This window comes from Corallococcus sp. RDP092CA (genome assembly GCF_041903675.1).
Taxonomy (GTDB): Bacteria; Myxococcota; Myxococcia; order Myxococcales; family Myxococcaceae; genus Corallococcus.
Genome location: NZ_JAYESI010000009.1, coordinates 177,494 through 190,173, shown reverse-complemented (window position 1 = coordinate 190,173; position 12,680 = coordinate 177,494). Strand labels below are relative to the sequence as shown.

14 protein-coding genes are annotated in these 12,680 nt (G+C 71.8%); 6 read left to right on the top strand and 8 right to left on the bottom strand.

Annotated elements, in window-relative coordinates; translation table 11 throughout:
- Positions 1-28 precede the first annotated feature (28 nt).
- The 3 genes from U8525_RS13065 to U8525_RS13055 are packed head-to-tail and all read right to left on the bottom strand — an operon-like array spanning position 29 to position 2,788.
- Complete coding sequence (locus tag U8525_RS13065) at positions 29-439, bottom strand: response regulator (RefSeq protein ID WP_374265337.1); 411 nt, start codon at positions 437-439, stop codon at positions 29-31.
- Entirely contained in the window at positions 436-2,565 is a 2,130-nt protein-coding gene (locus tag U8525_RS13060; RefSeq protein WP_374265335.1) for an ATP-binding protein, read from the bottom strand. Before U8525_RS13060 ends, U8525_RS13065 begins: the two co-directional genes overlap by 4 nt.
- A gap of 4 nt (positions 2,566-2,569) precedes the next feature.
- Positions 2,570-2,788: a hypothetical protein gene (locus U8525_RS13055; protein ID WP_374265333.1), complete on the bottom strand. Its 219-nt coding sequence runs from the start codon at positions 2,786-2,788 to the stop codon at positions 2,570-2,572.
- Between the two features lie 226 nt (positions 2,789-3,014).
- Here U8525_RS13055 and U8525_RS13050 point away from each other — a divergent pair, with 226 nt between their 5' ends.
- The 5 genes from U8525_RS13050 (at position 3,015) to U8525_RS13030 (ending at position 7,557) form a co-directional block, all read left to right on the top strand.
- Complete coding sequence (locus U8525_RS13050) at positions 3,015-4,529, top strand: FAD-dependent oxidoreductase (RefSeq protein WP_374265331.1); 1,515 nt, start codon at positions 3,015-3,017, stop codon at positions 4,527-4,529.
- An 81-nt stretch (positions 4,530-4,610) separates the two neighbouring features.
- A complete protein-coding gene (locus U8525_RS13045) occupies positions 4,611-5,099 on the top strand; it encodes a hemerythrin domain-containing protein (RefSeq protein ID WP_374265329.1) in 489 nt (162 codons plus the stop codon).
- 65 nt (positions 5,100-5,164) lie between these two features.
- Positions 5,165-5,851, top strand: a complete 687-nt coding sequence (locus U8525_RS13040) for a DNA-3-methyladenine glycosylase (protein WP_374265327.1) — start codon at positions 5,165-5,167, stop codon at positions 5,849-5,851.
- Positions 5,852-5,934: 83 nt separating this feature from the next.
- Positions 5,935-7,086, top strand: a complete 1,152-nt coding sequence (locus U8525_RS13035) for a zinc-dependent alcohol dehydrogenase (RefSeq protein ID WP_374265325.1) — start codon at positions 5,935-5,937, stop codon at positions 7,084-7,086.
- Between the two features lie 30 nt (positions 7,087-7,116).
- Positions 7,117-7,557 carry a hypothetical protein gene (locus tag U8525_RS13030; RefSeq protein WP_374265323.1) on the top strand — a complete coding sequence of 147 codons (441 nt, stop codon included), beginning with the start codon at positions 7,117-7,119 and terminating at the stop codon, positions 7,555-7,557.
- Positions 7,558-7,560: 3 nt separating this feature from the next.
- On the opposite strand, the gene U8525_RS13025 is transcribed toward U8525_RS13030, so the two are convergent.
- Complete coding sequence (locus U8525_RS13025; RefSeq protein ID WP_374265321.1) at positions 7,561-7,920, bottom strand: GFA family protein; 360 nt, start codon at positions 7,918-7,920, stop codon at positions 7,561-7,563.
- 270 nt (positions 7,921-8,190) lie between these two features.
- Positions 8,191-9,447 (bottom strand): MFS transporter, encoded by a 1,257-nt coding sequence (locus U8525_RS13020; protein ID WP_374265426.1) that lies wholly within the window; start codon positions 9,445-9,447, stop codon positions 8,191-8,193.
- Positions 9,448-9,531: 84 nt separating this feature from the next.
- On the opposite strand from U8525_RS13020, the gene U8525_RS13015 reads away from it, so the two are divergent.
- Positions 9,532-10,224, top strand: coding sequence for an SIMPL domain-containing protein (locus tag U8525_RS13015; RefSeq protein ID WP_374265319.1), 693 nt, complete (start codon positions 9,532-9,534; stop codon positions 10,222-10,224).
- A 25-nt stretch (positions 10,225-10,249) separates the two neighbouring features.
- On the opposite strand, the gene U8525_RS13010 is transcribed toward U8525_RS13015, so the two are convergent.
- The 3 genes from U8525_RS13010 to U8525_RS13000 all read right to left on the bottom strand — a co-directional run bounded on the left by U8525_RS13010 (position 10,250) and on the right by U8525_RS13000 (position 12,679).
- On the bottom strand, positions 10,250-11,476 hold the full coding sequence (locus tag U8525_RS13010; protein ID WP_374265317.1) for a pyridoxal phosphate-dependent aminotransferase: 1,227 nt from the start codon (positions 11,474-11,476) through the stop codon (positions 10,250-10,252).
- 80 nt (positions 11,477-11,556) lie between these two features.
- Positions 11,557-12,039, bottom strand: a complete 483-nt coding sequence (gene dps, locus U8525_RS13005) for a DNA starvation/stationary phase protection protein Dps (RefSeq protein WP_374265315.1) — start codon at positions 12,037-12,039, stop codon at positions 11,557-11,559.
- Positions 12,040-12,151: 112 nt separating this feature from the next.
- Positions 12,152-12,679 (bottom strand): carboxymuconolactone decarboxylase family protein, encoded by a 528-nt coding sequence (locus U8525_RS13000; RefSeq protein ID WP_374265313.1) that lies wholly within the window; start codon positions 12,677-12,679, stop codon positions 12,152-12,154.
- Position 12,680: the final 1 nt, after the last annotated feature.

Here is a 12,680-nt window from a genome sequence, read left to right as displayed (position 1 = left end):
GTGCCCACCTCCTTGCAGTGACGCCGCTTCAGCGCGGGGACGCCGCCTCGCGCCGGGCGATCATCTTCTTCACCTGCTCCACCAACGCGTCCGGCAGGCACGGCTTGGTGACATACGCGTCACACCCGGCCTCGTTCGCGTCCTCCGAGTGGCCCTTCAGGGCATGCCCCGTGAGCGCCACCACCGGGATGCCCTGGGTGCGCGCGTCGCTCTTCAGCCGGCGCGTCGCCTCCCAGCCGTCCATCACCGGCAGGGACAGGTCCATCAGGATGACGTCCGGCACCAGCTCGAACGCCTTGTCCAACGCCTCCTGGCCGTTCTTCGCCTCCGCCACCCGGAAGCCGGAGAACTCCAGGTACTCCGCGTACATCTCCCGGGCATCCTGGTAGTCGTCCACCACCAGTACGAGCGGCTTGGGTTTTTCCGGGGTGTTCGTCATGTCCGTCTCGCACGTCTTGGAAAGTGCAGGGTGAAGGTCGAACCCTGGCCCGGGGCGCTCTGGAGGGAGACGCGTCCCCCGATCATCTCGGCCAGGCGGCGGCAGATGGACAGGCCCAGGCCCGTGCCCCCATAGGCCCGCGTGGGTGAGCTGTCCACCTGCTGGAAGTCCTCGAAGATCTTCTCCTGGTTCGACACGTCGATTCCGATGCCTGTGTCCTTCACCGAGATGGCCACGGTGCCGGTGGCGTTCTGATACTCCGCCAGCACCTGCACGCCGCCCTCGTGCGTGAACTTCAGCGCGTTGGACAACAGGTTGAGGACGATCTGCTTCACCTTCTGTCGGTCGCTCCACACCCCTGGCAGCCCTTCATCCAGGCGCGTCTCCACCGCCAGCTTGCTGCGCGCGATGATGGGGTCCATCTCCGCCATCACCTCCTGCAAGAGCTCCGGGATGCCGAAGTCCGACAGGTGCAGCGGCATCCGCCCCGCCTCGATGCGGGTGATGTCCAATATCTCGTTGATGACCTCCAGCAGGTGCCGCCCGTTGGAGTCGATGCGCGTGAGGTTCCGGCGCTGCGGCGGCGTCATCTCCCCGGACACGCCCTGCAGGAGCATGTTCGTGTAGCCGAGGATGGCGTTGAGCGGCGTGCGGAACTCGTGCGACATGTTGGCCAGGAACTGCGACTTGGCCGCGCTCGCCTGCTCCAACTGGATGGCCTGCCGGCGCAGCTTCTCGTTCTGCTCCGCCAGCTCCGCGGTGGCGGCCTGCACGCGCGCCTCCAGCTCGCTGGAGACCTCCTTCACGCGCTCCAGCAGCCGCGCCCGCTCCAGCACCTCCGTGCGGTCGTGGAAGACGGTGACGATGCCCGTCAGCTCGCCCCCGTCGCCCAGCACCTTGTTGGCCATGGCCTCCATGGGCACGGGCGCGCCGGTGGCCGGGTCGTCCAGCGTCAGCTGGCTCTTCCAGCGCGACACGCCCGCGTTCACCGGCCCCAGCAGGTTCGCCAGGAAGGACGCGAAGAGGGCGTCGTTGGCGCGCACCCGGCGCAGCACGGCCTCGCCCGCGGGGCCCTCGCTCGCCGAGCCCTCTTCGTGCGGCCACGCGAAGAGGCGCTCGGCCGGGTCGTTCATCATCACCATGCCGCCCGTCGGGTCGGTCAGGATGATGGGGTCCGCCACCGAGTCCAGCACCCGGTCCAGGCGGTGGCGCTCGCTGCGGGCCTCGCGCTCCGTGGCGCGCAGCCGCCGGTAGCTCTCCCCCAGCGCCTGCGTGGCGCGGCCCAGGTCCGTCAGGTTGCGCAGCACGCTCACCACCACGGACGGCCCGTCCGGCGCCAGCACCGGCGTGGAGACCAGCTCGAAGATCAGGTCCATGCCCTCCAGCGGATCCACCAGCGGCACCTCGCGCCGGTGCACCGTCGTGCCGCCCTGCGCGAGCGTCTCCCGGAACACGCGCTGGTTGAGCTGCACCGCCCGCGTGCGGCCGGGGCTCGAGTCCGGGTCCGCCACCAGCAGCGCCTCCGCGCGGGCGTTGGCGAAGAGCAGCGTGCCCCCCGTGTCCGTGAGCAGCACCGGGTCCGACACCGCGTTGATGACCCGGCGAAGCAGCCGGTCCGGCTCCGGGCGGCGCGGCGCGCGCGCGTCCGGGGCCAGCTGCCGGGCGAGGAGCGGCCCCGCGCACGACGCCACCCACGCCACGTCCTCCGGCACGGCCGGGCCGGGCAGCCCCACCACCAGCAGCGCGGCGGCGGGCGCTCCGGCGCGGCCCAGGGGCACGGCCAGGAACCCGCCCGGCATCCCCGCGCCCTCCACCGCGTCCGCCGGCAGCCACCGGGCCCCGGGCCGGCCGCGGAGGGCGGCGAGCGGAGCGCCGTGCGCATCCCACGCCCGGGCCAGCGCGGCCTGCTGCGCGCCCGTCAGCCCTTCGCTGGCCAGGCACGCGGACGCCCCCGCGCCCTCCAGGGGCCCGACGCAGGCGGCCGGCGCGCCATGCCTGCGCGTGAGCCACTCCACGACCGCTCGTGCGCTGGCGACGGCGGACTCGCAGGCGAGCAGGTGCTCGGCGAGCACGAGGCGCGCCCCGGGATCGACTTCGGCGGGGGGCAGCGGGGCTGGGGACGCCACGACCTTACGCTCCGGGTAAAGGGGGACGCGGGGAACGACCGCGCTCCCGCGAGTCTGCGGTGCGGACCTCCGAAAATGCCACCACGATGCGTGTCTCCCCGGCGCGGGACGCGGCGCGCCCCAGGGCCTCCAGGGCCGGCGTGTCGAAGCGCAGCCCCCTGTCCAGCAGGCGGTCCAGCACGTCCACCAGGCTGGCCCCACCTGTCACGCGTTCCACGGGCATTCGACGCATGCTCCTTGGGTCCGCCCGGCGCGGACCCTCAGGTCCAGGGGCTGTTCTAACGCGAGGGCGCCCGTGCACCCCAGCCTCGTCCGCGCCCGGCTCCTGACTGACCAACACCCGGAGCGAGGCTCTGTTGGGTCGCGTACACCCCATGCTGGGCAGCCGGCCGGGCGGGGCTCGGCAGGCGTGGCTTATGCCCTGGGGAGCGGATTCCTAGCCTTCCTCCATGAACGACGAGCGCCAGCACAAATCCCTCTGGACGGTGACGACGCTTCCTCGCGACTTCCCCTCCCTGTCGGGCCACCTGGACGTGGATGTGGCCATCATCGGCGGGGGCCTCACGGGCCTGACGACCGCCTGGCTGCTGAAGCGCGCTGGCAAGAAGGTGGCGGTGCTGGAGATGCACCGCATCCTCTCCGGCCAGACGGGGCAGACGACCGCGCACCTCACGGAGCTGCTGGACACGCCGTACACCACGCTCGCGAGGGACTTTGGCGAGAAGGGCGCGCATCTGGCCGCGTCCTCCAGCCGGGCCGCCATCGAGCAGATCGCCTCCCTGGTGGAGACGCTCGGCATCGACTGCGGGTTCACCCGGGCGCCGGCCTTCCGCTACGCGGAGAACGAGCGCGAGCTGCGGGAGCTGTTGCACGAAGTCGCCGCGGCGAAGCAGGCGGGGCTCCTGGCCACCTTCACGAAGGAGGTGCCGCTGCCCTTCCCGGTGCGGGGCGCGCTGCGCGTGGAGGATCAGGCCCTGTTCCACCCGCGCGAGTACCTGCTCGGGCTCGCGGACCGCATCCCCGGCGACGGCTGCCACCTCTTCGAGAACACCAAGGTCGTGGACCTCCACGACGGCGCGCCCTGCCGCGTCGTCACGGAGCGGGGCACGGTGACGGCCCAGGCCGTGGTGGAGGCCACCACCACGCCGCTCAACCGCGTGGCCATGCACACCAAGCTCTACCCGTACCGCTCCTATGCGGTGGCGGCCCCGCTGAGCGGCCCGCTGGAGCCGGGCCAGTACTTCGACAGCCGCGACCCGTATCACTACATCCGCACGCAGCAGGTGGACAGCGCGCCCTACGTCATCGTGGGCGGCGAGGACCACAAGGTCGGCGCCGAGGAGGACACCGCCGCGCGCTTCGCCGCCCTGGAGGCGTACACGCGCGACCGCTTCCCCGTGAGGCGCATCACCCACCGCTGGTCCGGCCAGGTCATCGAGCCCGCGGACGGCCTGCCCTATATCGGCCGGAACGTGGGCAGCCGCCACGTGTACGTGGCCACCGGCTTCTCCGGCACGGGCATGACGTTCGGCACGCTCGCGGGCATGCTCCTGACGGACCTCATCCTGGGCAACGAGAACCCCTACGCCGCGCTGTACGACGCGGGCCGCGTGAAGCCCCGGGCCGGCGCCAGGGACTTCATCCAGGAGAACGCGGAGGTGGCCTTCCGCTTCGTCGCGGACCGGCTGGCGAAGCCGGACGGGCGCCACCTGGCGGACGTCGCGCCGGGCGAGGCGAAGATCCTGGAGGTGGACGGCCGCAAGGTGGCCGTGTACCGCGAGGAGGACGGCACGCCCCACGCGGTGTCCCCGGTGTGCACGCACCTGGGCTGCCACGTGCACTGGAACACCGCGGAGCGCACCTGGGACTGCCCGTGCCATGGCGGCCGCTTCAGCCCCACCGGCCGCGTGCTCAACGGCCCCGCGGTGAAGGACCTGCCGTCCGTGAAGCTGCCGGCGAAGTGAGCAGCGCAGGCGGGTGGGCTTCCCTTCGGACGGCCCCACCCCCATCTCTCAGCTCATCCCATCCATTCACGGGGGTTCCGGATGAACGCGTTGGAGCTGATCAAGCAGCAGCACGAAGAGGTGTCCAGGCTCTTCAAGAAGTACGAGAAGCTGGCGGACCACGCGGACGCCCAGCGCCAGGAGCTGTTCGAGCAGATCGCCGACCGGCTGGGCGCGCACGCGAAGATCGAGGAGCTGTACTTCTACCCGGCGCTCAAGCAGGAGGACACGGAGGACGACCTGCGCGAGGCCGTGGAGGAGCACCTCGTCGTCAAGCGCCTCATCGCGGACCTGCTGGACATGGAGCCCTCCGACGAGGAGTTCGACGCGAAGATGAAGGTCCTCCAGGAGCAGGTGGAGCACCACGTGGAGGAAGAGGAGCAGGACCTCTTCAAGGCGGCGCGCAAGCGCCTCTCCCGGGACCAGCTGGACGACCTGGGCATCCAGCTGGAGGAGGAATACGACGCGCTGATGGAGGGCGAGCCCCGCAACGACGTGCCCGAGGAGACGGACCACGCCGCGCCCATCTAGCGCGCCCCACCCGCGAGGCGACGCGGGGCTTCCCGCGCGGGGTGGGGCCGGGCAGCATGCGGCCCATGCCGCGCGCTCCTGTCTCCACCCCCGTGTCGCTGCCGGATGCCTTCACCCCCGCCGCGCGCCGCGCCCTCGTGCGCGCGGACCCCACGCTGGGCACGCTCTTCAAGGCGGTGGGCCCGTTCCGCTTCACGCGGACCCCGCTGCACAGCCCCTTCGAGGCGCTGGCGCACTCCATCGTCTACCAGCAGCTCCACGGCCGCGCGGCGGCCACCATCTTCGGCCGCGTCTGCGAGCGGGTGGGGAAGGGCCGGGGCTTCACGCCCCAGAAGCTGCTCGCGCTCCCGGACGCCACGCTGCGCGAGGCCGGGCTGTCCGCGAACAAGCTGCTGGCCATCCAGGACCTGGCGCGCAAGACGGTGGACGGCACGGTGCCGCCCCTCACGCGCGTGCGCCGCATGTCCGACGCGGACCTCATCGAGCACCTCACGCAGGTGCGCGGCATCGGCCAGTGGACCGTGGAGATGCTGCTCATCTTCCGCCTGGGCCGGCCGGACGTGCTCCCCGTGGACGACTACGGCGTGCGCAAGGGCTTCATGGTCCTCCATGGCCTGAAGGAGCAGCCCAGGCCCAAGGCGCTCCTGGCGTACGGCGAGCGCTGGCGCCCGTTCCGCAGCGTGGTGAGCTGGTACCTGTGGCGGGCGGCGGAGGCGCCCGTGGGCACCTTCGCACCGCCGGAGGCCGGCTAGCCGAGCGAGGGCTGGGAGCGCACCGTCCCTTGTCTTACCGCGCGGGCGTCCTCACCCGTAAGGGAACGGAGGACTCACCCCGCATGCGCGCACTCACATACCAGGGCCCCTATCGCGTCCAGGTGGAGCAGAAGCCCGACCCCCGCATCGAGCACCCCCAGGACGTGGTCCTCAAGGTGACCCGCGCCGCCATCTGCGGCTCGGACCTGCACCTGCTGCACGGCCTGGTGCCGGACACGCGCGTGGGCTGCACCTTCGGCCACGAGTTCACCGGCGTGGTGGAGGAGGTGGGCAAGGAGGTGTCGCAGCTGAAGAAGGGCGACCGCGTGGTGGTGCCCTTCAACATCTCCTGCGGCACCTGCTTCTACTGCCAGCGCGGGCTCACCGGGAACTGCGAGAACAGCAACCCCGGCAGCGACGTGGCCTCCGGCGTCTACGGCTACTCCCACACCACGGGCGGCTTCGACGGCGGTCAGGCCGAGTACGTGCGCGTGCCCTTCGCGGACGTGGGGCCCATGAAGATTCCGGACGCCATGGACGACGAGTCCGTCCTCTTCCTCTCCGACATCCTGCCCACCGGCTACCAGGCCGCGGAGATGGGCGAGATCAAGGGCGGCGAGACGGTCGTGGTGTTCGGCGCGGGCCCGGTGGGCCTCTTCGCGATGAAGTCCGCGTGGCTGATGGGCGCCGGCCGCGTGGTGGCGGTGGACCATGTGCCGTACCGCCTGGAGTTCGCGCGGAGGTTCGCCCAGGTGGAGACGGTGAACTTCAAGGAGGTGGACGACATCGTCCTGCGCCTGAAGGAGCTCTTCGAGGGCCGCGGCCCGGACGTCTGCATCGACGCGGTGGGCATGGAGGCCGAGGGCTCGCGCGCGCACCGCGTGCTGGGCCTGGGGCTGAAGCTGGAGGCGGGCGCGCCCACCGTCATCGAGTGGTGCATCAACTCCGTGCGCAAGGGCGGCAACGTCTCCATCATCGGCGTGTACGGGCCGCCGTGGAACTTCGTGCCCATTGGCACCGCGATGAACAAGGGCCTGACGCTGCGCATGAACCAGGCGAACACGCGCCGGTACATGCCGCACCTCCTGGAGCACATCCAGAAGGGCCGCATCGACGCGAAGGGCATCATCACCCACCGCTTCCCGCTGGAGCAGGCGCCGGACGCCTACCACCTGTTCGCGCAGAAGCGCGACGGGTGCGTGAAGTGCGTCCTCATGCCGCACGGCCACGCGTGAACGAACTCCCGCCCTGACAGGAGGCACACCATGCCCCAGAAGACGACGCACAAGCCCCGCCGCGCGAAGAGCGGCCCCGCGAAGGCGCGGGTGAAGGCCCCCCCGACCCTGGCCGTGGACCAGGACCCCGCCAACCGCCCGGGCGTCCCCATGGAGACGGCGCCCAGGCCGCTGGCGGGCGCGCGCGTGCCCATCGCGCCGCAGCACGCGGAGGTGCCGGTGTTCAAGCACGCCGGCCGCAAGCAGATGCCGCCGGTGTTCGGCACCGCCCAGCCCCCGAAGGGGCTGAGCGGCCTCTTGCGCAAGGCGGCCTACGCGAAGCCGGACCACAAGCCCGGCCACTGGATGATGCTGCTCCTGGCGGACCGGGTGGACGTCTGGGAGCACCGGCTGCGGAGGTCCCTTCCGTGGGCCGCTCCTTCCGCGGCGGTCCTCGCCGCCGGCCTGATGTGGCGGGCCCGCCGGGCGTGAGCCTCAGGCGTCCCGGCCGTTGTAGGGGAAGGGCTTGAGCGTGGACAGGTCCACGCCGTCCACGCAGCGCAGGTTGACGGCGAACATCGCCTTGCCGTCCGGGCCCTTGCCCATGGCGTAGGACTCCACGCCGCAGGTGGGGCAGTGCAGGTGGTTGATGACCTTCTTGTTGAACTGGTAGGTCTTCACCACGTCCGCGCCGGAGAGGGACTTGAACTGCTCCGGCGGGACGAACGTGAGCACCGCGCCGAGCTTGTGGCAGATGGAACAGTTGCAGCTGACCACCTGCGCCAGGTCCGTGGTCGCCTCGTAGCGAACCTGTCCACAGTGGCAGCCGCCCGTATACGTCTTCATCTCCGCCATGGTGTCTCCTCCGGTGCTGCGTGAAGCCCCGGGCGGCAAAGCGCGCGCTTTCCGACCGCCCGGGGCGTGTGCTGCGCATCAATGAACGGAGGCGGCGGGGACCGCAAGCGCGCAGGCGGCCCCCCGGCGCGCTTGCGGCGGTGCGTCACGTCCGTCCGCGGACGCCGTCACGGAGCGCATCCGCACGACGCGGCGGTCCGTGCTCACCGCCGCGATGGCGAAGCCCTGCGTGTCGCGCGCCGCGGCCGCGGCGGCTCCAGCCCGTGGCGCTCACCGGCACGCCGCGGGCCGCGGTGCCGTGGGGGCGGGCGCGTGGCGGCGCAGGGGCGCGAGCAGCGCGAGGAACGCGGCGGACAGCGCGACGCCCAGGAGGAAGAGGTTCGCGTAGCCCAGGTCGCCGTACCTCGGATCCGCGAGCAGGCCCGCCAGCGGCCCCGCCGGGGCCTTGCCCGCGACCTCCACGCTGGCCAGCAGCGTGTAGTGCGTGGCGCCAATCCTCCGGTCCGTGCGCGACATCATGAACGCGAACATCACCGTGGTGAGCGCGCCGCCGAAGAACTCCTCGGTGAGCGTGACGCCCAGCACGCCCGCGTCGCTGATGCCCGCCCGCGCGAGCAGCCACCGCCCCGCGAGCGGCAGCAGGCGCAGCGTGCCGGTGAGCGCCACGGCCCGGAGCAGCGGCAGGCGCGCGGCGAGGAGCCCTCCGCACGTGGAGCCCAGCAGCGACGCGGCGGTGCCCCACGTGCCCACCCACAGGCCGATCTGGCCGGCGGTATAGCCCGCGTCCACGAGGAAGGGCTTGTAGAGGACGTCGGACATCGTCTCGCCCAGCTTGTACGTGCCGATGAAGAGCAGCAGCCACCCGGTGCCCGGCACGGTGAGCGCGGCCTTGAGGCGGGCCCCGAGGGCGGGCCAGTCCAGCCGCGGCGCCTCCCGCCCTTCGGCCTCGCGCGGGGACGGCTCGCGCACGAAGAGGACGACGGTGAAGACGGCCAGGCACAGCACCGCCATGGCGAGGAACAGCCCGGACCAGCCGATGCGCGCGCTGGCCCACACCAGCAGCCCGCCGCCGGTGAGCATGCCCAGCTTGTAGCCCACCACCTGCGCGGTGTTGCCCAGGCCCAGCTCCTCCGGCCGCAGGAGGTCCACCGCGAAGCCGTCCACCGCGATGTCCTGCGTCGCGGCGAAGAGGTTCATCACGAAGATGAGGCCCAGCAAGAGCGGCAGCGAGCCCCGCCCCGCCGCGAGGGCCGCCAGCGCGCACGCGAGCGCCAGGCCCGCCTGCATGGGGAGGATCCACGAGCGCCTGCGCCCCACGCGCGCGGAGCCGTAGCGGTCCACCAGCGGGGCCCACAGGGCCTTGAGCAGCCACGGCAGGGACAGCGCGCCCGCGAACCCCAGCGCGGCCAGCGACACGCCGCGCGAGCGCAGGTAGACGGGCAGCGCCGTCACCTGGAAGCCGAAGGGCAGCCCCTGCACGAAGTACAGCGCGCACAGCAGCCACAGCCGGGACGGGATGCGTCGCATGGTCGTGGGCGCGAGCATAGGCACGCCCTCCGGCGTCCGTCGTGGGCCTATACTCGCCGTGCCAGTCACCACCCCGGGAGACGCATGTCGGAGCGAGCCGCAGCCGAGTCGGGAGTCATCGTCGTGGAGCTGTTCGCCGAGCACGAGCTGGAGGCGGACCACGTGGACGCGGTGGTGGACGTGAAGGCGTCCGCGTTCTTCACCGGCAGCGCGGCCTTCGCCAACGCGAAGGAGGTGGCCGCGCTGGTGCGCTCCATGGCGGACCTGGGCGTGCCGGCCACGGCCTTCACCCTCCAGTCGGTGCAGGCGGAGACCACGGAGGGGCTGCTCACGCGCTCCTCGTCCGCCCTCTACACGGTGCGCATCCGCCTGGTGGACATGGGGCGGGTGGGGGACGTGCTCGCCGCGCTGTCCGGCCTGAAGCAGGCGACGCTGCGCGAGCTGAGGTGGGGCTACACCCACGAGCCGGAGGCCCGGCAGGACTGGCTGGAGGGGCTGGCCCGCGAGTCGGTGAAGAAGGCGCGCCGCGTGGCGGCCGGGCTGGGCGTGACGCTGACCGGGCTGCACCGCTTCACCGAGCGCATCTGGGAGTCGCGGGCCTTCGGCGCGAGGGCCGGGGGCTACGGCGGCGGGGACGAGGACGCGATGCCCATGGCCCCGTCGGGCAGCTACAGCGTGAAGCGGACGGCGGCGCTGGGCTTCCCCGTGTCCCACCGCAAGAAGGTGCACGTGATGGCCACCGCGGAGTTCCAGTCGCGCCCGGCCCCCGAGCCCTGAGGCGCCCGGGGCCGGGCCGCCGGCCTCACGGCGTGTGCCGGAGGATGAGCGCCTCCAGCCGGTGGAGCGCCTTGTCCAGCGTCTCCCACGACGGGCCGAAGGACAGGCGCACGTAGCTGCGGAAGCGCGAGGCCCGCGCGCGGCGCTTGCCGGGGTTCACGTCGAAGAACTCGCCGGGCACGGTGATGATCTGGTGCTCCAGCGCGGCGCGGAAGAAGGCCATGCCGTCGTTGAGGGGCGCGGGCAGCCCGGACAGGTTGCCCCAGACGTAGAACGTCCCGTCCGGCGCCCGGTCCGTGCGGATGCCCAGCCGCTCCAGCCGCGAGTGGAACCGGTCCCGCTTCTCCCGGAACGCGTGGTGGATGGCGCGCGTCTCCGCCACCACCGTGTCCTCCTGGAGCAGCGGGATCGCCGCGCGCTGGAGGGGCCGGCTGCCGCCGCCGTCCAGGAAGCTGCCCGCGCTGGAGACCGTGTCGATGACCTGCCTGGGCCCCACCGTCCACGTCATGCGCCAGCCCGGGTAGCGCCAGTTCTTGGTGAGCCCGTCGAAGAGCACCACCGGGTCGCGGTTCACGTCCTCCACGTACCGGGCGGCGCTCTCCACCGGCAGCACGCCCGGCCGGCCCGTCCAGACGTAGTGCGAATAGAACTCGTCGATGAGCAGCGAGCACTCCAGCTCGCGCGCCACGCCCACCCACCGCGCCAGCTCGTCCCCCTGCACCAGCTTGCCGGTGGGGTTGCACGGGTTGGAGAAGAGCAGCGCGGACAGCCCGCGGCCCTGGATCTCCCGGCGCAGGTCGTCGTGCGTGAAGGCGTAGCCGCGCTCGCCCTCCAGCAGGATGGGGATGGCGGTGAACGCCTTGAAGACGTCCAGCAGCTCCTCGTACGCGGTGTAGTCCGGCAGGAAGTGGCCCAGGTTCACCTGGCCCAGGCTCGCCGCGGCGCGGGTGAGGGCCGCGCGGCCGCCGCCGGACAGGCAGACGTTCTCCGCGCCGTACTGGCTGGGCAGCCCCTTGCGGTAGAGCCGGTTGTAGAGCCCCGCGATGGCCTCCCGCACCTCCCAGAGGCCCGCGACGGGCGCGTACTCCTGGTCCGCCATGTCCACCGTCACCGAGCCCACGCGCGGCGGGGCGCCGGGCAGCTCGCCCGTCTCCGGCTGACCCTGGCCCAGGTTGCACCAGTCCGGGTCGCCGGGGCGGTAGCCGCGGCGCGAGGCCTCGGCGGTGACGAAGATGACGCCCGTGCGGGGCACGGTGCGAAACGCATGCAGGGGGACGCTGTCGCTCACACCGCGCAAGCTAGCGCGCCCCCTGCTTCGGTGCAGCCCCCGCCTCAGCCTTCGAGGGAGGCGCGCAGGAACCAGGCGTGCTTCTCGAACTCGGTGATGATGCCGGTGAAGAGGTCCACCGTGTCCGTGTCCTTGAGGCCCTCCACCGCCGCGCGGCTCTCCCGCAGGCCGTTGAGGTACACCTCGATGCGCTCGGCCAGCAGCTTCACGTGCTCCAGGTCGCGCGAGGTCTCCTGCGGGTAGTCCGGCAGGTGGCTGTGCTTGCCCACGTGGCGGCTGGTGCCATACGCGCGCCCGCCCAGCGTCACCGCGCGCTCCGCGATGGAGTCGTTGTGGTTGGCCAGGCTCACCGCGAAGGTCTCGAACAGCGGGTGCAGCGCGGCGAACTGCGGGCCCTTGATGTTCCAGTGGGCGACCTTGATCTGCGAGTGCAGGTCCAACCCATCCGCGAGCCGCTCGTTGAGGGTGGCGGCGATGGCGGTGCGGGCCTGCTCGGAGAGGGGACTCGGGCTCTTGTAGAGGGCCATGACGGACACGTTCCTTTCGGGTGAGGGGTGGGACGTCGAGGGAAAAGACAGCGCCCCCCGGTGTCTTCCACCGGAGGGCGCCGCTCACAGCAGGGAGATAACGACGAGGGGACTAGGACTCCAGTCCAACCGCCGCCGCGTGGATGACGCTCGCGATGCGGACCGCATCGTTCACGTGGTCCTCGCTCAGGCCGCCCTCCAGCACGACCTTCTCATGCGACTGGATGCACATCTCGCAGCCGTTGATGGCGCTGACCGCGAGGCAGACCAGCTCGAAGTCCACCTTGTTGGTCAGCACCTGCGCCAGCCGGTTCATCCGCAGCCCGGCCCGCTTGGTCGCGTAGGACTCCTTCCCGACCATGTGACGGAAGCGGTAGAAGACGTTGTTCATCGCCATCAGCGAGGCCGCCGCACGCGCGTCCTCGATGACCGGCCCGGCCTTGTCACCCAGTGCCTGCTTCGCCTCGTTGAGCATGGCCTCCTTCAGCCGCTCGTTCCGGGCGGCGAAGGCGCACGCGACGGCCACACCCCAGGTCTGCTCGGGGGTGAGGTTCGTGCTCTCCAGGACCGAGGAGAGGTTGAGGCGGGTGTCCTTGTGGGCGTCCGCGAGCTCGCTGCGGACGACTTCGAGCGAAGCCATG